General features: G+C 69.9%; 19 protein-coding genes. 2 read left to right on the top strand and 17 right to left on the bottom strand.

The features are described 5' to 3' along the window. The first annotated feature begins 2 nt into the window (after positions 1-2). Positions 3-137 carry an entericidin A/B family lipoprotein gene (locus DM480_RS11580; protein WP_115379190.1) on the top strand — a complete coding sequence of 45 codons (135 nt, stop codon included), beginning with the start codon at positions 3-5 and terminating at the stop codon, positions 135-137. A gap of 86 nt (positions 138-223) precedes the next feature. Here DM480_RS11580 and tatC read toward each other — a convergent pair whose 3' ends face one another. The 14 genes from tatC to DM480_RS11515 form a co-directional block, all read right to left on the bottom strand. Continuing rightward, a complete protein-coding gene (gene tatC / locus DM480_RS11575) occupies positions 224-1021 on the bottom strand; it encodes a twin-arginine translocase subunit TatC (protein WP_115379188.1) in 798 nt (265 codons plus the stop codon). Next, complete coding sequence (gene tatB, locus DM480_RS11570) at positions 1018-1458, bottom strand: Sec-independent protein translocase protein TatB (protein WP_115379186.1); 441 nt, start codon at positions 1456-1458, stop codon at positions 1018-1020. Before tatB ends, tatC begins: the two co-directional genes overlap by 4 nt. A 29-nt stretch (positions 1459-1487) precedes the next feature. Next, positions 1488-1727, bottom strand: coding sequence for a twin-arginine translocase TatA/TatE family subunit (locus DM480_RS11565; protein WP_115379184.1), 240 nt, complete (start codon positions 1725-1727; stop codon positions 1488-1490). A 27-nt stretch (positions 1728-1754) separates the two neighbouring features. Further along, positions 1755-2345 (bottom strand): SMC-Scp complex subunit ScpB, encoded by a 591-nt coding sequence (scpB, locus tag DM480_RS11560; protein WP_115379182.1) that lies wholly within the window; start codon positions 2343-2345, stop codon positions 1755-1757. Beyond that, positions 2342-3067 carry a segregation and condensation protein A gene (locus DM480_RS11555; RefSeq protein WP_115379180.1) on the bottom strand — a complete coding sequence of 242 codons (726 nt, stop codon included), beginning with the start codon at positions 3065-3067 and terminating at the stop codon, positions 2342-2344. Before DM480_RS11555 ends, scpB begins: the two co-directional genes overlap by 4 nt. Beyond that, positions 3067-4068, bottom strand: a complete 1002-nt coding sequence (gene nagZ, locus DM480_RS11550; protein ID WP_115379178.1) for a beta-N-acetylhexosaminidase — start codon at positions 4066-4068, stop codon at positions 3067-3069. Before nagZ ends, DM480_RS11555 begins: the two co-directional genes overlap by 1 nt. A gap of 53 nt (positions 4069-4121) precedes the next feature. Then, positions 4122-4634, bottom strand: coding sequence for a hypothetical protein (locus tag DM480_RS11545; protein ID WP_125471509.1), 513 nt, complete (start codon positions 4632-4634; stop codon positions 4122-4124). A gap of 112 nt (positions 4635-4746) precedes the next feature. After that, a complete protein-coding gene (locus DM480_RS11540; protein ID WP_115379173.1) occupies positions 4747-4932 on the bottom strand; it encodes a hypothetical protein in 186 nt (61 codons plus the stop codon). A gap of 3 nt (positions 4933-4935) precedes the next feature. Continuing rightward, the gene (locus tag DM480_RS11535) at positions 4936-5226 is read right to left on the bottom strand and encodes an antitoxin Xre/MbcA/ParS toxin-binding domain-containing protein (RefSeq protein ID WP_115379171.1); all 291 of its coding nucleotides are present in this window, start codon (positions 5224-5226) and stop codon (positions 4936-4938) included. After that, entirely contained in the window at positions 5223-5399 is a 177-nt protein-coding gene (locus tag DM480_RS18280; protein ID WP_198665812.1) for a hypothetical protein, read from the bottom strand. The genes DM480_RS11535 and DM480_RS18280 overlap by 4 nt, the downstream gene beginning before the upstream one ends. Before the next feature lie 160 nt (positions 5400-5559). Beyond that, positions 5560-6285, bottom strand: a complete 726-nt coding sequence (locus DM480_RS11530) for an SPOR domain-containing protein (RefSeq protein ID WP_115379169.1) — start codon at positions 6283-6285, stop codon at positions 5560-5562. Next, entirely contained in the window at positions 6285-8012 is a 1728-nt protein-coding gene (gene argS / locus DM480_RS11525) for an arginine--tRNA ligase (RefSeq protein ID WP_115379167.1), read from the bottom strand. The genes DM480_RS11530 and argS overlap by 1 nt, the downstream gene beginning before the upstream one ends. An 87-nt stretch (positions 8013-8099) precedes the next feature. Then, positions 8100-9242 (bottom strand): DUF1501 domain-containing protein, encoded by a 1143-nt coding sequence (locus tag DM480_RS11520; RefSeq protein ID WP_115379165.1) that lies wholly within the window; start codon positions 9240-9242, stop codon positions 8100-8102. A gap of 5 nt (positions 9243-9247) precedes the next feature. Then, positions 9248-10768: a DUF1800 domain-containing protein gene (locus DM480_RS11515; RefSeq protein ID WP_198665811.1), complete on the bottom strand. Its 1521-nt coding sequence runs from the start codon at positions 10766-10768 to the stop codon at positions 9248-9250. A gap of 197 nt (positions 10769-10965) precedes the next feature. On the opposite strand from DM480_RS11515, the gene DM480_RS11510 reads away from it, so the two are divergent. Further along, positions 10966-11274 (top strand): hypothetical protein, encoded by a 309-nt coding sequence (locus DM480_RS11510; RefSeq protein ID WP_115379163.1) that lies wholly within the window; start codon positions 10966-10968, stop codon positions 11272-11274. A gap of 75 nt (positions 11275-11349) precedes the next feature. Here the strand turns inward: DM480_RS11510 and DM480_RS11505 are convergent, their stop codons facing one another. From DM480_RS11505 to ftsZ, 3 genes are all read right to left on the bottom strand, one after another. Then, entirely contained in the window at positions 11350-12516 is a 1167-nt protein-coding gene (locus DM480_RS11505) for a deoxyguanosinetriphosphate triphosphohydrolase (protein WP_115379161.1), read from the bottom strand. A gap of 10 nt (positions 12517-12526) precedes the next feature. Beyond that, on the bottom strand, positions 12527-14656 hold the full coding sequence (locus tag DM480_RS11500; protein WP_115379159.1) for an SPOR domain-containing protein: 2130 nt from the start codon (positions 14654-14656) through the stop codon (positions 12527-12529). A gap of 236 nt (positions 14657-14892) precedes the next feature. After that, a complete protein-coding gene (ftsZ, locus tag DM480_RS11495) occupies positions 14893-16425 on the bottom strand; it encodes a cell division protein FtsZ (protein WP_115379157.1) in 1533 nt (510 codons plus the stop codon). Positions 16426-16442 lie beyond the last annotated feature (17 nt).

Below are 16442 nucleotides of genomic sequence, written 5' to 3'. Positions count from 1 at the left end.
CGATGCGTAAGCTTCTTGGGTTCGCCGTCGTCGCGGGTGCGCTGATGGTCACCGCGTGCAACACTGTCGAAGGCATGGGCAAGGACGTGAGCTCTGCCGGCAACACCGTCGCGAAGACCGCCGACAAGTCCAAGTAACGCGGACGCCAGACCGGCTTACCAAAAAGCCTCCCGCCCATGAGGGCGGGAGGCTTTTTCTATGGCCGACGGGGCGCCACCGGCTGTCAGGCGGCCTGCGCTTCCTCCGCCGCGGCGATCTTCGCGCGCTTGCGTTCGGTGAACCATATCCCGACGAGCGCGAGTTCGTAGAGCAGGCACAAGGGTATCGCGAGCAGCAGTTGCGAGCCGACGTCCGGCGGCGTCAGTACCGCCGCGATCGCGAAGGCGCCGACGATCGCATAACGCCGCGCCGACTTCAGCTGCTGGCGCGTGACGATCCCCGCCCGCTCGAGCAGCATCAGCAGCACCGGTAGCAGGAAGGCGATGCCGAAGCCGAACAGGAATTGCATGATGAACGACAGATATTCGGCGATGTCGGGCAGCGCCTGGCGCTTCACGCCGCCGACCATGCCCGAATAGCCGAGCAGGAAATGCAGCGCCATCGGCACCGCGACATAATAGGCCATCGCCGCACCCGCGGTGAACAGCACCGGCGTCGCGAGCAGGAACGGCAGTAGCGCGCGCTTTTCCTTCTTGTACAGCCCCGGCGCGATGAACCGCCACGCCTGGTTGGAGATGACCGGAAAGCTCAGCATCATCGCGGTGAAGAAGGCGAGCTTCACCTCGGTGAAGAAGCCGCCGTAGACGGTGGTGAAGATCACCTCCGTCTGCCCTGCCGTGCGCAGCGGTTTCAGCAGGAAGGCGAAGATCGGATTGGCGAAATACATCGCCGCACCGAAACAGACCGCGACCGCGGCGATGCAATAGAGCAGGCGGCGGCGCAGTTCGACCAGATGATCGAGCAGCGGCGCGCGGCTGGCGTCGATCTCGTCATGGCCATCGGCCAGCGCCTCGTCGCTCATGACGGTGCGCCTTCGCGCGGGGGCGCAGGATGGTGCGGTGCGGCGGGTTCGACGACAGGATGGTCGACACTGATGGGCGGGGACGGCGGCGCGGGGCGATCGTGGATCACCGGCGGTTCGACGAGCGCGGGCGCGTCATGCTCGACGACGGCAGGTGCCGCCCCGGCATTATCGCCATGTGCCGTTTCGCCGGCGGGCGTCGCGGGATGTTCGGCCATGATCCGCGCATTCTCCGCGGCCCAGCGCTTCTCCATCTCCTCCAGCTCCGCCTCGCGGACCATGTTGTCGAAGCCCTGGCGGAACTGGCGCGCGACGCCGCGCGCCTTGCCGACCCAGTAACCGACCACCCGCATCGCCTTGGGCAGGTCCTTCGGCCCGATCACCACCAGCGCGACGAAGGCGACCAGCAGAAATTCGGACGGCGCGATATCGAACATGGGCGCGTGGCGCTATCGAACGATCGGGCTCAGCGGTCTTCGCGGACGCGCTCGCCGTCGCGGTCGAACGCGGGTTCGGCGGACTTCTGCGCCTCGATACGCGGCGCGGGCTTGGCGACGACGTCGTCGTCCTGTTCCGCCATGCCCTTCTTGAAGTTCTTCACGCCCTTGGCGACGTCGCCCATCAGGTTGGAGAAGCGGCCGCCGCCGAGCAGCAGGATGGCGACGACGGCAAGGACGAGCAGATGGATCGGGCTGAAGCTGCCCATGGCATGTCTCCTGAAACTCCCTACCATCTAGTCGGTGTCGTCGTCCTTTTCCACTGCCAAAGCCCCCGCCAGTACGCCTTCGCGCACAAGGTCGATCGGGTCGAGCAGCCCGGCGGCGCGCAGATCGTCGATGCCGGGCAGGTCGCGGCGGCTGGCGAGGCCGAAATGTGCGAGAAAAGCGGGCGTCGTCGCATAGGTCAGTGGCCGTCCCGGCACCTCGCGCCGCCCGGCGGGGCGCACCCAGCCGGCCTCCATCAGCACGTCGAGCGTGCCCTTCGATATCTGCACGCCGCGGATCGCCTCGATCTCGGCGCGGGTCACCGGCTCGTGATAGGCGATGATCGCCAGCGTCTCGACACCCGCACGCGACAGGCGGCGCGGCTCTTCGCGATCGCGGCGCAGCAGGTGCGCGAGGTCGGGCGCGGTCTGGAAATGCCAGCGCTCCCCGCGGCGGACGAGCGCGATACCGCGGCTGGCATAATCCGCTTCAAGCCGGGCGAGCGCCGCGCGCACGTCGCCGCCGCCGACATGGGCGCGGATCGAATCGAGCGACAACGGCTCCGCCGAGGCGAACAGCAAAGCCTCGACCGCGCGGACGACGTCATCGGGCGGCTTCATGATGCGGCCCGCAGGTAGAGCGGCGCGAAGGGCGCGCTCTGGCGCAATTCGGCCCTGCCCTGCTTCGCCAGTTCAAGCGCGGCGAGGAAGGACGAGGCGAGCGCCGACTTGCGCAGCCGCGCGCTGCCGTCGGGCAGGAAGCTTTCCAGCGTCGACCAGTCGAGCCGCACACCGAGCAGCGCGCCGATCCGTGCCAGCGCCGTCTCCAGCGTCATTACCTCCCGATCGGCGACGACGTGCATCACCGGACGGTTGCGCGCGCTGATCCGGCCGTAGGCGGCGATGACGTCGTACAGCTCCGCCTGCCATCGTGCATGGCGGACGGTGCGAAGCCCCTCCGGCCTTGCCCGCGTGAAGACGTCGCGGCCCAGCCGGTCGCGCGCCATCAACCGCGCGCCCGCCTCGCGCATCGCGTTCAACCGCTCAAGGCGCAATTGCAGGCGGAGCGCCAGTTCCTCGGGATCGACCTCCACCTCCGGATCGCGCGGCAGCAGCAGTGCCGACTTGAGGTAGGCGAGCCACGCCGCCATCACGAGATAATCGGCGGCCAGCTCGAGGCGCAGCACCTTCGCCCGATCGACGAAGCGCAGATATTGCTCGACGAGCGCGAGGATCGAGATGGCGCGCAGATCCACCTTCTGCGCGCGCGCGAGCGACAGCAACAGGTCGAGCGGCCCCTCCCACCCGTCGAGATCGAGCGTCAGCTGCTCGGGTTCGGCCATCAGGCGAGCGCGAGGAAGGCGTCGCGGCGGGCGATCAGCGCGTTGAAATCGCCCTGCGGCGGAGTGCGCATCGCCATCGCGCGATCGAGCCGCGCGCGGGCGGCGGGCGCGATGTCGCCCAACCGGTTCGCGATATCGACCATCTCGTCCATCCGCGCCCAGCAATCGAGGACGAGGTCGCATCCCGCCGCGATCGCACCCGCGGCCTTGTCCCCCGCACTGCCCGACAGCGCCTTCATGTCGATATCGTCGGTCATCAGCAGGCCGTCGAAGCCGATCATGCCGCGGATCACCTGTGCGATGACGACGGGCGACAGCGTCGCGGGCCGTGCCGCATCCCACGCCTGGAAGACGATGTGCGACGTCATCCCCATCGGCGCTTGCGCAAGCGTGCGGAACGGTTCGAGGTCGATCGCAAGCGATTCGGCATCCGCCGTGACGGTCGGCAGATCGTAATGCGAATCGACGATCGCGCGGCCGTGGCCGGGCATATGCTTGACGACGCCGACGACGCCGCCCGCCGCCAGCCCCTCCAGCATCGCCCGGCCGAGCGCGGCGACCTGCATCGGGTCGCTGCCATAGGCGCGGCTGGCGATCGCCGCCGTCGTGTCGGGCTGCGCGACGTCGAGCAGCGGCGCGCAATCGACGGTGATACCGACCGCGCTGAGCATCAGGCCAAGCGCCTGGCCGTTGGCGCGCATCGCCTGGATCGCGGACATCGGCGCCCGCTCGTACAGCGCGGCGAAGGCGGGGCCGGCGGGAAAGGCGGGCCATTCCGGCGGCGCCATCCGCGCGACGCGCCCGCCCTCCTGATCGATCAGGATCGCCAGATCGTCGCGCCCGGCGAGATCGCGTAGCGAATCGGTCAGCGCGCGCAGTTGGTCGCGCGTTTCCACGTTGCGCTTGAAGAGGATGTAGCCAGCGGGTTCGACGTCGGCGAAGAAGGCGCGTTCGTCGCCGGTGAGCGCGGGGCCGGACAGGCCGAAGATGACGGGCTTCATGTCGACGCGGTGTAACGCCGGCGCGCGCGCTGCGCCATGGCCCGCGTCTCGCGTCAGGCCGCCCTGGCGAGCGCGGCCCCGGGCACGACGAGCGCATCGCCCAGCCGCTGATAGAAAGCCGCGATGTCCGCAAGATCGCGGGTCGAGGGATGCAGCCGGTCGCCCATCGCATAACGGCGCAGGCGCACGCCGTCGCGCCCCGTCCAGCCCGCGCTCATCCACGCCGTTCCGCGATCGTCGGGCCGGCACACACGGCCACGGCAATAAGATAGGCAGGCGCGCGTCCGCCCGATAGCGCGCAGGCGACGCTGATCGGCGATCAACCCGATCGCGTCCGGCGACACGCGGCCGAGCTTCAGCGCCGTGTTGCGCTCCCGCGCCAGCGCCGGCGATGCGTCGACGACGGCATCGATCAGCAACGCGTAGAATCGGTCGATCTCGCTCAGGCAATTGCCCACGAATCGCGACCGCGCATAGTCGGCGCGCTGCGACGCGGAAGAGCCGGGATCGATCCCGGCGAGGAAGATGGCGGCGCGGCTGAGGGTTTCGTAACGGGCCGCGATCATCGTCGCGCCCACCAATAATAGCGGCGCAGGCCCTGCGGCACGGCACGGCATAGGGAATAAGAGGCCGTCGAAACGGCCGCGGCACCAGCGATGATCGCCGTCGTGGCGATCGTCACCCGGCGGTTCGCGCTTCGCGCTCGCCGCGCCGGCGCTCGGTCAGTTCGGAACGGGCGGCCATCGCCTCCCACGAGGTCGCGGCCCGCTCGCACCGCTCGCGCACGTTGTCGAGCGTCGCCTGCGCCGCGGCGGTCCGCTGAAGCTCGGCCTGCTCGCGAAAGAAATGTGTATCCCTGGACATGGGTCAGCCGTGCCTTTCCGCGGAAGTGTCGGGGGTCGTAAAGGCGGCGAGGCGTGCGACGACCGCCGCCAGCCCAGCCTCGTCATCCATCGCGAGATCGAGCGGACGACCGCCGAGTGCGTCGTCATGCTCGTTAAGGAAGGCGATCGTGCGCGCCCGATCGCCGAACGCCCGCCACGCCGCATCCATCAACGTCGCCTGGCGCCGCTTCTGCCCATCGCTCAGGCGATTGGCGTTGGCAGGGCGGAAACGACGGGTGGGACGGGATGCGGCGATTTGCGGCGCGTCGCTCACGCGAGCGACACCAGCGGGGCGGCATCGCCCCGCAGCGGCGCGACGCAGGCATCGATACGGTGTGCATAGGCGCGCGCCAGCGCCCGATGGCTATGCCGCGCCTCGCGGCACGTCGCCGCATCGGCCATCATCAGCGACACCTGATGGCGGTGGAGAAGATCGTTGAGGCCCATGTGCCTTACTCCTTGCGTAAGCGGGAGCACACTCGGTCTCTCAGTCGCGGCCGCCTACGGAGGAACTGGTCGCGATAGCGTCGATATAGGACAGCGGGCCGCAAAAGGCCAGCCCGACGCGGCGGGACGCGCACCTCGTCACACCCCGCCGCGTGCCGGATCAGCCGGCGACGAAGCAGCTTTCGCCGGCGACGCGCAACCGGCCGCAGATATCCGCCGCCTGGTTGGCGCTGCCCGCGTTGACGCGCAGGCGATAGAGCGTCCGCCCGCCGATCGCGACCGGCTGCACCGCCTTGCCGAGTGGCGCCAGATACGCGAATCGCTTCGAGAAACCGGCCCAGGCGGCGTTGGCGGTCGCCTCGCTCGGATAGGCGCCGAGCTGGACGAGCGAGCCGCCGCCGCCGTTGGCCGCATTGGCGGGGCGCTGCGCGGTGACGGGCGGCGCGGCAACCAGGCGGCCGCCCGATGCCGGTACCTGCGCCACCGCGTTGCGACCGCCGTCGGCCTTCGCCTTGGCCGCGGTCGCGCCGGCACGATGGCCCTCGACGGGCTTTTCGGGGACGGCGTTGAGGTCGATCGATGCGCTGCCCGACTTGCCCGCACTGGTCGCGACGGCGGCATCGCCCTCGCCCTTCACCTTCAGGCCGCCGGGGTCGTCGGGACGCACCTTGTAGTCGCCCTCCTGCGCCGCGATCAGTTCGCCGTTGCCGCCGGTGTGGCGCGTCTGCAGCTTATAGATGCCAAAGACGATCGCGGAGAGGATCGCCAGGCCGACGACGACGAGCGCGATCATCTTGCCGACCGGCGCGCTGCGTTCCTCGTCGGGCTCGACGGTTTCGAGCCACGGCAGGCGGTCTTCCTCCCGCAGGTCCCTCTCGTCGGCCATCACTTCATCTCCGATACCGCAACCACGCCCATGATATTGAGCCCGTTACGAATAATCTGCGCGACGGCGTCCGCCAAGAACAGACGCGCACGCGTCGCGTCATGATCTTCGGGCATCAGGAAACGGCGATCGGGGCGGTCGTTGCCGACGTTCCACGAAGCATGAAAAGCCGCCGCCAAGTCATAGAGATAAAATGCAATTCTGTGCGGCTCACGCGCTGTCGCCGCGGTCTCCACGACGCGCGGGAACTGCGCCGCGAGCTTCACCAGCGCCAGCTCCTCCGTATCAAGGCGGGACAGGTCGGCCGTGCCGCCCGCGATTCCCGCCTCCGCCGCGCGGCGATGCAGCGAGGCGATGCGCGCATGGGCATATTGCACGTAGAAGACCGGATTGTCCTTCGACGCCTCGACCACCTTGGCGAAGTCGAAGTCCATCTGCGCATCCGCGCGGCGCGTCAGCATCGTGAACCGCACGACGTCCTTGCCGACCTCGCGCACCACGTCAGCAAGCGTCACGAAGTTGCCGGCCCGCTTAGACATCTTGACCGGCTCGCCACCGCGTAGCAGCCGCACCATCTGGACGAGCTTGACGTCGAAGCGCGTCTTGCCGCCAGTCAGCGCGGCGACCGCGGCGACGATTCGCTTGACGGTGCCGGCATGGTCCGCGCCCCAGATGTCGATCAGCTGGTCCGCGGACTGGCTCTTCTGGAAATGATAGGCGAGGTCGGCGCCGAAATAGGTCCAGCTGCCGTTCGACTTCTTGATCGGCCGGTCCTGGTCGTCGCCGAACGCCGTCGAGCGGAACAGCGGCAGTTCGACCGGCTCCCAATCCTCGGGCGTCTCGCCCTTGGGCGCCTCGAGGAAGCCATCGTAGACGAAGCCGTGCTCGCGCAGCCAGGCTTCCGCCGCCTCGGGCTTGCCCGCGGCCTGCAGCTCGGCTTCCGACGAGAAGACGTCGTGGTGGATGCCGAGGAGGGCGAGGTCGTCCTTGATCATGACGAGCATCGCGGCGACCGTGCGCGTGCGGAACAAAGCCAGCCATTCGTCCTCCGGCGCATCGACGTAGCGGTCGCCGAATTCGTCGGCCAGCGCCTTGCCGACCGGGACGAGATAGTCGCCAGGGTAGAGCCCTTCGGGGATCGCGCCGACGTCCTCACCCAGCGCCTCGCGATACCGCAGGTGCGCGGACCGCGCGAGTACGTCGACCTGGCCGCCCGCGTCGTTGACGTAATATTCGCGCACCACGTCATGCCCGGCGAATTCGAGCAGGCTGGCGAGCGCGTCGCCGACCACCGCGCCGCGGCAATGGCCCATGTGCATCGGCCCGGTCGGGTTGGCGGAGACGTATTCGACGTTGACGCGCACCCCCTGCCCCATCGTCGAGCGACCGTAATCGTCGCCCGCGGCGGGGATGGCGGCGAGTTCGTCGCGCCATGCCGCATCGGTCAACGTCATGTTGATGAAGCCCGGCCCCGCGACGCTCGCGCCCGCGACCTCGGGCAGCTTCGCCAGCTCGGCGACCAGCGCGTCGGCCAACATGCGCGGATTGGTGCCGGCGGGCTTGGCGAGCACCATGGCCGCGTTGGTGGCAAGATCGCCGTGGCTCGCGTCGCGCGGCGGCTCGACCGTCACGTTGCGGCGGTCGATCCCCTCCGGCAGGGTGCCGGCGGCGGTCAGCGTGTCGAGGGCCGCGGCGACATGCGCGGCAAAGCGGGTATAGAGCGTCATGATGCGCCGCGATGTACGGTCGCGCGCGGATTGTCGCAAGGCAGACGGCGGGTCCCCCCTCCCGCAACCGGGAGGGGAGCTTCTTCGTCAGACCCGCAGCAGCCCCTCGATCGCCGCGGTCTTCGCGCTCGACGGGAATAGCGCGGGCATCGCGCGCGTCGGGTCGACCGCAAAATGACTCGCCACCGCGCCGCCGATGAACGCGTCGAGCGGCGTCGTCGGCTTGAGGTCGCGGTTCTCGAACAGGCTCGCCTGGGCAAGGCCCGGCCAATCGGCGAGCACGCGCCCGCCCTTCACCGCGCCGCCGAGCAGCATCGCCGCGGTGCCGGTGCCGTGGTCGGTGCCGCCCGTGCCGTTCGCCGCGACGGTGCGGCCGAATTCGGTCGCGACCAGCACCAACGTGTCGTTCCACACCGGTCCCAGCCCGGCGTGCAGCGCGCCGATCATCGCATCGAGCGCCTTCAATTGCTGCGTCAGGCGGCCGCGCTGCCCGGCGTGCGTATCCCAGCCGCCCGTCTCGATCGTGGCGATGCGCGCGCCGTTGGCCGGCGCGAGCAGGCGCGCGGCGAGCGCACCGGTGTTGCGCGCGTCGCGATCGTTGAGATCGCCGGTTAGCTGCCGCGTCGACAGCGCCTCGTCCCACAAGGCATGCAGCTGCGCATCGCCCTGGTACAGTTGCGTCACGCGGGCGAGCAGGTCGTCCGACGCATGCGGCAAGGACGACGGCGCGTAGCTCGCCACCTCGCGCTTGCCGCGCAGCGCCATCGGCACGGTCGCGGCGACCGCGATGGCATGCGCATCTTCCGCGGGGACGAGGCCGAGCAGCCGGTTCATCCAGCCGTCGCGCAACTGGTACGCGCTGGCGCCGCCCGTCTCGAGCACGTTCTGCCCGTCGAAATGCGACCGGTCGCGATAGGGCGACGCGACCGCATGCGCGAACAGCGCCTGTCCCTGGCCGTACAAGCCTGCGGTCGTGGCGAGCGCGGGATGGAGCGCGAACATCGCATCGAGCTTCTTACCCTGCGCCACGTCGGCGGCAAGGTCGCCGCGCGCACCGACGAAGGCGGGATCGCCGACCGGGCCGACGATCCCCATGCCGTCGGCCGCGCCGCGCTGGATGATGAAGACGAAACGCTTCGCCGTCGCCGCCTTGGCGAATGCGAGCCGGGGCGCGAAGCCGCCGAGTACACCGAGCGTACCGGCGCCGCGCAGGAAGGAACGACGGTCCATCTGTCTTACCTCCGCATCATTTCGGGCGAGACGAGCAGCAGCGCGATCGCCTGGTTCGGGCTTTCGGCGCGTTGCAGCGCCTGCGCGGTCGCCGGGGACAGCGCGCCGGGAAACAATTGCACGGCGAGCGCGCGCGCATCGGTGCCCGCGGGCGCGCTCGCGGCAAAGCGCTGCGCCGCCTCGACCCGGCGCAGGATGGCGTCCGGTCCCGCCCAGCTCGGTGCCGTATCGTCATAGCCGATCGGCTGGCCCGGCTTCCACAAAGGCTGGCCGAGCTGGTCGAGCATGCCCTGCACCGCGCCGGGCTGGATGGTTCGCGTGCCGATCGCCCGCCACGCGGACACCGACCATTCCCACGGCGTCTTGAACTTGGCGGGTTGCGGCGCCCACGCCTCCGGCGACGCGATCAGCGCGCGGTAGACGGTCGGCAGGTCGCCGCCGGAGCGCAGGAAGGCGGCCTCCAGCCGTCCCACCGCGGCGGGCGGCGGCGCGTCGGCGATGAAATGCCGCGCGAGCTTGGTCGCGATATGCCGCGCCGTCGCCGGATGCACCGACAGGTCGCTCAACACCGCCTCCGCCTGCGCGCGTCCGCCGGCCGGATAGGTCTTCCTGAGGATCGTGCGCGGTCCCGGCTGGTGCACCTGGTCCACGAACATGAACCCGCCGGGGGTCAGGGGATCGGAAAACCGCCCGCCCGGACCGCCGCCGATGCCGCTCACCGTCCATCCGGTCATCGCCCGCGCGAATTCGGTGACGTCGGCCTGCGTGTAACCGGTGCGCACGCCCAGCGTGTGCAGTTCCATGATCTCGCGCGCCAGATTCTCGTTCAGGCCCGCCTTGCTCTTGCCGCGCGCCGCCAGCTTCAGGCCGAGCGGACTGTCGGGGCCGATCGACACCGACTGGTCGAGGTAGAGCAGCATCGCCGGATGCCGTTCGACCGCGAACAGCATGTCGGAAAAGCGGCCCATGACATGCGGGCGGATCGCCTCCATCTCCAGCGTACCCGCCAGTCCGAGCAGTTCGAGCTTGTCGGCGGAGACGGCGAAATGGTTCGACCAGAAATGCACCAGCCGCTCGGCAAAGGGCGTGTCCGTGCCGAGCGCCAGGTCGGCGCGGGCGGCGGCGAGCGCCGTATAATCGTCCTTCGCCAGCCGGCTGGCCGCCTGCCGTGCCTCGCGCATCTCCGGCTTGGCCGTCGCCGGGGACGGCGGGACCGCCGGGGCTCCGGTGGGCATGGCCATCGTCATGGCGGGCGGCGCCATGCCGGCCGGGGGTGCGGACATCGGCGGCACGGCGGGCGTTGCCGGCTTGGCCATCGCCTGCTGCCGCAACATCCGCTGTTCGTCGCGATAGTCGCGGATATCGGCCGCGACGGCGACGCTGGTCGGGACGGATGCGAGCCGCGCGGAGCCGGGCTGGTAGCGCGCGATCTGCGCTTCCAGCCAGCCGTGCGGATCGGCAGGGGCGATATCGTCGGGGCGGGCGCCGAGCCCGAACCGGTTCAGTGCGATGGCAACTTCGGACACCTACGCGCTCCTTTCCCACATTGTCGGAAAATGGCGAAGATCGTCCTACGCCCATATTGTCGCAGAATTATCTCCGCGCGGACATGCAGGCAACGATTGCACGATTTGCACGCATGGGGCCGAAACGAGCATTTGTCGGTTATGCTGCACCGCAATAAATCGCAGGCGAAATTCATACGCACCAGCGAAGCGGGAGCATGACCATGCGAAAGACGATCGCCATCCTGGCCGCCGTGACGGCCGCCCTCACCTCGACCATCGGCATGGCCGCCGACGGGCGCCAGAGCTTCACGCACGACGGCCAGACCTATGTCTACGCCAGCCATATCGAGGGCAAGCAGCAGGTCATCACCGGCCGCCAGTATCCGTCGGGCACGCCGTTCCGACTCGTCGTGCGCGGTGATCGCGTGTCGGGCGTCGCCGGCGGCTATCCGGTGTCGTTCCGCACGCAGCAGGCGGCGGGCGCGGCCCAGTCGACGGGCGGCATCGAGACCGCGGCGCGCTGATCCGCGACCGACCTTTCCGTATCGCGTACCTTACGGGCCGTTCCCATCCGGGAGCGGCCCGTTTCGCATCCGGGGTCAGAATCCTTCCGGCAGTTCGATCGGCCCGACCAGTTCACGATAACGGGCGATGGCATAGCGATCCGTCATCCCGGCGATGAAGTCCGCGATATGGCGGCTGCGGTCCAGATCCGCCTCCGGCACGCCGTCCGCCCATTCGATGCCCATCGTGCGGGGATCGTCGCGATAGGCGGCGAACAGCCCTGCGACGATGCCGTGCGCCGTCTCCGCGGCGGCGAGCTGGCGCGGATGATGGTATAGGTTCGCGTACATGAAGCGCTTGAGGTCGCGTTCCGCCTCGCGCATCGCCGGCGAAAAGCCGCACAATGCCCGCCCCGCCGCGCGGACGTCATCGGCGCTCTCGACGCCGGAGGCGGCGATCCGCGCGCGCGTCTCCTCGATCAGGTCGTTGACCATCAGGCCGATCTGGCTGCGCACCAGTTCGTGCGCCAGCCGCTTCTCCGGCACGTCGGGAAAGCGCGACCGCGCCGCCTCCCATCCCGCCGCGACCATCGGTACCGCGAGCATCTGATCGAGCGTCAGCAACCCCGCGCGCAGCCCGTCGTCGATGTCGTGATTGTCGTAGGCGATGTCGTCCGCGATCGCCGCCACTTGCGCCTCCAGGCTCGCGTGGCTGGCGAGGTCGAGCGGGAATTCGGCATCGGCGAGGCGCAGCGCCCAGCCGGGATGCCGCACCGGGCCATTGTGCTTGGCCAGCCCTTCCAGCATCTCCCACGTCAGATTGAGGCCGTTCCATGTCGGATAGGGCCGCTCGATCGTGGTCAGCGTGCGTAGCGTATGGCCGTTGTGGTCGAAGCCTCCGGCATCGGCGAGCGCCGCCTTCAGCGCATCCTCGCCCGCGTGGCCGAAGGGCGGATGGCCGATGTCGTGGGCAAGGCATAGCGCCTCGGTCAGATCCTCGTTGAGGCCCAGCACGCGCGCGATCGTGCGGCCGATCTGCGCGACCTCCAGGCTGTGGGTCAGGCGGACGCGGAAATGATCGCCGTCGGGCGCCATGAACACCTGGGTCTTGTGACGCAGGCGGCGGAAGCTGATCGAATGGATGATCCGGTCCCGGTCGCGCTGGAAATCGTCGCGGGGACCGCGTGCCGTTCCCAGCCCCTCGGCATGAAGGCGGCCGCGACTGGCGGTGGGATCGGAAGCCCAGGGTGCGCGTGACGTCATCCGCCGCGCCTTACTTGCTCGACAGCTTCTCCACCACCTGTCCCGCGTCGCTGGTGAAGGTAAAGGCGCCGATACCCGCCTTGGTCAGCGTGTTGACGAAGGCGCGCGCCTCCGCATCCGTCTTGAACGGCCCGGTGAGCACGCGATTGGTCGCGCGCAGCGGCGTCTTCCACCCGCTCTTGCCCGCGAGCGCCGGGGCTTTCGCCTTGGCGGCGGACCAGGCCTTGGGCAGGTCGTCCTCGTTCGCGCCGCCCGCGACCTGCACCCAGATGCGCGAAGGATTGGCGCGCGCCTTTTTCTTTTCCTCGGCCGCTTCCTTGGCCTCGGCGAGCTTTTCCGCCTCGGCCGCCTTTTTCGCGGCGAGCGCCTTCTTGTCGGCGGCAGCCTTCCGGTCGGCGGCGCGCTTGTCGGCCAGCGCCTTGGCCGCGAGCGCCCTTTGCGCCTCGGCGTCGCGCTGTTCCTTCGCCTTCGCCTCCGCCAGCACGCGCGCCGCGGTTTCGGCGGGGAGCGTGACCGGCGCCGCGACGACCGGCGCGGGCCGCGCGGGCTCGGTCACGCCCAGCTCGGAACCGGGGATCGAGAGGCCCGCGACGATCCGCGCCAGCACCGCGTCGGTTTCGTCGCGCCGGTGCGTGGCGGCATAGGCGCGCGTGTCGCTGTGCGTCGGCGCTGCACGGGCCGCGGGCGCAGCGGTCGCGACGGTTTCGGTACGCGGCGGAGTGTAAGCAGGCTCCAGAGTGCGCGGCACGGGCTGCACCATCGCCAGCGCCTGCGGTGCGGGCGTGACGGTCGGCGTGGCGACCGGAACGGATGCCGCGGGCGCCGGCGGGGCGGTAGCGACGACTGGCGTTGACGACAGGGGTGCGACCGTGGCGGGCGCAGGCTGCACCGACGCAAGCCTGGCGGCAGGTTGCGTCGCGCTGGCGGTGATGGGCTGTATCGCGGCGCGCTGAACGGGCGGCGTGAAGGCGGGTTGCGGCGCAACGGGCTGCACCATCGCGGCCGCAGTTGCGAGGCGCTGCGCCGGCACCGGCGTGGGCGTGGGCGTGGGCGTGGGCGTGGGCGTAAAAGGCACAACGCGCGTCGCGGCGGCGGCAAGTGCCACCGCGCCCGAGGGCTGCGGCACCGGCTGGACCTGCGCCAGCGCCCGCGTCGCTTCGGCATAGGAGGGCGGAGTCGCGGCAGGCCCCGTGGCAACGGCAATCGGTGCGGGCGTGGCCGGTGCGGGCGTCGCCGCGGCGAGTTGCTCGCGGCCAGGGCGCAGGCGCTCGCGACGCGCCGGGCGCCGGGTCGCGACCGGTCCGACGGGGGTGGTCGCCGCGGCGAGCGCGACCGGAGCGGCAGACGGCTCGGGCGCCAGATACGGCATGGCTGGCGCCAGCCGTGCATCGGCGATCCGTTCGGGCGTCGCGCGCACCTCGCCGAAATGCACCGCAAAGGCGCGGTCCGTGGCGGGCAGCGACGGCAGCCGCTGGAAGAACGGCTGCAACCCCTGCGCCATCCCGCCCGGCAGCATCGTCGTCGCGATCTTCGTCGCGCCGGCCTGATCGCCTGCCATGGCCAGCACGAAGGCACGTGTCCGCCACGCACTGCGGTCTTGCTTGCGCAGCAACGGGTCGAGCACGTCGAGCGCCGCCTGCTGCTTGCCCGAAATTCCCAGCGACAGGGCGTAACGCTTGGCGATCTCATCGGACGGTGCCGTCTTCAGCGCCAGCCGATAGTCGCGCTGCGCCCGTTCCTGTTGCCCGATCAGGTCATAGGCGAGACCGCGGTCCGCGGCGAACTGGCGCGGATCGAGCCCGCCGGCTTCGGCTTGCGCGAAATAGCGCAGCGCCTCGCCCGGGCGTTCGGATCGGACGAGGATTGCGCCCTCCCCCGCCTTGATCCTGGGATCGCTCGGCGCGACCTTCTCAGCGCGCGCGAACAGCGACGCGGCGCCGCTGAGATCGTCGAGTCCGAGCGACAGCTCAGCCGCCGCGATCAGCGCATTGACGTCGCGCGGGTTGGCGGCCAGCGCGCGCATCTGCTCGGCGAGGCGATCGGCATCGGTGGTACCGGGCAGGGGCTGGACCACCTCTTGCGCGAGGAGCGCGGCCGGCGCGGACGCCAGCGCGAGAAACATGGGGAAAAAAGCGCGCATGAGATCGCTGTTACTAGAGCCGAGCGCAGCCGACCCGGCAATGTCCCGTACCGTTGCCGTGCGCCGAACCGAGCCTGGCCGGCGACGAGGCCCGGGATCACGTGTTAATATCCGGTACGCATCGGGCGGGATTCCGGTGGGTAGGCAAAACGAAAACCCCGGCGCGGGCGGCGAGATGATCCCGCCCCGTCGCCGGGGCATGCTTCGGACCGCGGGCGCGCGCCGTCCGAAGCGCGTTACTGGTTGTTCTGACGATGCAGGAAGCGCGGGATGTCCAGCGGCTCTTTGTCGTCACCCGTCTCGTCGCGCTGCGCGCCGCGCGCGGCATTGGACATGCGTTCGAACAACGTGCCGCCCAATTTGACGCGCGGCGCGGGCGTGGCTTCCGGCGCGGCCTCACTGCCCGGCGCGATCCAGCGACGGCGCGCGGCGGCATCGTCCGCCGACGCAGCGGGCGCCTGCGGCGTCGGTGCCGCATACGACTGCTCGTCACCATAGGCGCGCGGTGCGGGCTGCGGCACCATCGTCTCGGCACCCAGCACCAGTTCGTCGTCGCCGGCGACCGCATCCCCCGCGGTCAGATCGAGCGGCTCGGGCTCGGCGGGCGGCGCGAAGGAGACGCTCGGCGCGGCGACGGGCTGCGCGGGCGCGGGCGGCGGCACGGGAGCAGGCGCGGCGGGCGTCGGCACCGGCTGCGTCGCGGCGCTCGGGCGGAACGAGGTCGCATCGTCGGTCTTGCGGCCCATGCCGAAACTGAACGACTTGGTGGGTTCCGCCTGCGGGGACGCGGTCTGCGGCTTGGCATCCGAATCGATGCCGGTGGCGACGACCGAGACGCGGATCTTGCCTTCCAGATCCGGGTTGAACGCCGAACCCCAGATGATGTTGGCGTCAGGGTCGACCAGGTCGCGGATGTGGTTCGCCGCCTCGTCCACCTCGAGCAGGCGCATGTCGTCGCCGCCGGTGATCGAAATGATGACGCCCTTCGCGCCCTGCATGGAAACGCCGTCGAGGAGAGGGTTTGCGATCGCCTTTTGCGCGGCCTCGAGCGCGCGATTGTCGCCGCTCGCCTCGCCCGTGCCCATCATCGCCTTGCCCATTTCCTGCATCACCGAGCGGACGTCGGCGAAGTCGAGGTTGATGAGGCCGGGCATGACCATGAGGTCGGTGATGCCGCGCACGCCCTGCTGCAGCACCTCGTCCGCCATCTCGAACGCTTCCTTGAAGGTCGTGTTCGCGTTGGCGATGAGGAACAAATTCTGGTTGGGGATGACGATCAGCGTATCGACGTACTTCTGCAGCTCCTCGATCCCGCCGTCGGCGGCCTTGGCGCGGCGGTTGCCTTCGAAGCTGAACGGCTTGGTGACGACACCCACGGTCAGGATGCCCATGTCGCGCGCGGCCTTGGCGATCACCGGTGCGGCGCCGGTCCCCGTGCCGCCGCCCATGCCGGCGGCGATGAAGCACATGTGCGCCCCCTCCAGCCGCTTGGCGAGTTCGTCGATCGTCTCTTCCGCCGCGGCGCGGCCGATTTCCGGCCGGGCTCCCGCGCCCAAACCTTGCGTGATCTTCGAGCCGAGCTGGATACGGTGCGGCGCGACGGAGGACTTCAGCGCCTGCGCGTCGGTGTTCGCGACGAGGAAGTCGACGCCCTGCACGTCGGCACGCATCATGTTGGCGATCGCATTGCCGCCCGCGCCGCCGACGCCGATCACGGCGATGCGGGGGGTCAGTTCGTCGACCTCGGGAGTGATGAATTCGATGCTCATGGCCTGTTCTCTCCGCC

Origin of the sequence: Sphingomonas sp. FARSPH, from assembly GCF_003355005.1 — a bacterium.
Taxonomy (GTDB): Bacteria; Pseudomonadota; Alphaproteobacteria; order Sphingomonadales; family Sphingomonadaceae; genus Sphingomonas.
The sequence above is the reverse complement of the archived record's forward strand: the minus strand, read 5'-3'. Positions and strand labels throughout refer to the sequence as shown.

Bases quoted from the DNA above. Each gene is read 5' to 3' on its own strand.
- DM480_RS18280 (WP_198665812.1), bottom strand. From the start codon at position 5,399: ATGGGCCTCAACGATCTTCTCCACCGCCATCAGGTGTCGCTGATGATG.
- DM480_RS11530 (WP_115379169.1), bottom strand. From the start codon at position 6,285: ATGGCCGACGAGAGGGACCTGCGGGAGGAAGACCGCCTGCCGTGGCTC.
- tatB (WP_115379186.1), bottom strand. From the start codon at position 1,458: ATGTTCGATATCGCGCCGTCCGAATTTCTGCTGGTCGCCTTCGTCGCG.
- DM480_RS11510 (WP_115379163.1), top strand. From the start codon at position 10,966: ATGACCATGCGAAAGACGATCGCCATCCTGGCCGCCGTGACGGCCGCC.
- nagZ (WP_115379178.1), bottom strand. From the start codon at position 4,068: ATGAAGCCCGTCATCTTCGGCCTGTCCGGCCCCGCGCTCACCGGCGAC.
- DM480_RS11545 (WP_125471509.1), bottom strand. From the start codon at position 4,634: ATGATCGCGGCCCGTTACGAAACCCTCAGCCGCGCCGCCATCTTCCTC.
- DM480_RS11565 (WP_115379184.1), bottom strand. From the start codon at position 1,727: ATGGGCAGCTTCAGCCCGATCCATCTGCTCGTCCTTGCCGTCGTCGCC.
- DM480_RS11580 (WP_115379190.1), top strand. From the start codon at position 3: ATGCGTAAGCTTCTTGGGTTCGCCGTCGTCGCGGGTGCGCTGATGGTC.
- DM480_RS11505 (WP_115379161.1), bottom strand. From the start codon at position 12,516: ATGACGTCACGCGCACCCTGGGCTTCCGATCCCACCGCCAGTCGCGGC.
- scpB (WP_115379182.1), bottom strand. From the start codon at position 2,345: ATGAAGCCGCCCGATGACGTCGTCCGCGCGGTCGAGGCTTTGCTGTTC.
- DM480_RS11520 (WP_115379165.1), bottom strand. From the start codon at position 9,242: ATGGACCGTCGTTCCTTCCTGCGCGGCGCCGGTACGCTCGGTGTACTC.
- tatC (WP_115379188.1), bottom strand. From the start codon at position 1,021: ATGAGCGACGAGGCGCTGGCCGATGGCCATGACGAGATCGACGCCAGC.
- DM480_RS11555 (WP_115379180.1), bottom strand. From the start codon at position 3,067: ATGGCCGAACCCGAGCAGCTGACGCTCGATCTCGACGGGTGGGAGGGG.
- DM480_RS11540 (WP_115379173.1), bottom strand. From the start codon at position 4,932: ATGTCCAGGGATACACATTTCTTTCGCGAGCAGGCCGAGCTTCAGCGG.
- argS (WP_115379167.1), bottom strand. From the start codon at position 8,012: ATGACGCTCTATACCCGCTTTGCCGCGCATGTCGCCGCGGCCCTCGAC.
- ftsZ (WP_115379157.1), bottom strand. From the start codon at position 16,425: ATGAGCATCGAATTCATCACTCCCGAGGTCGACGAACTGACCCCCCGC.
- DM480_RS11500 (WP_115379159.1), bottom strand. From the start codon at position 14,656: ATGCGCGCTTTTTTCCCCATGTTTCTCGCGCTGGCGTCCGCGCCGGCC.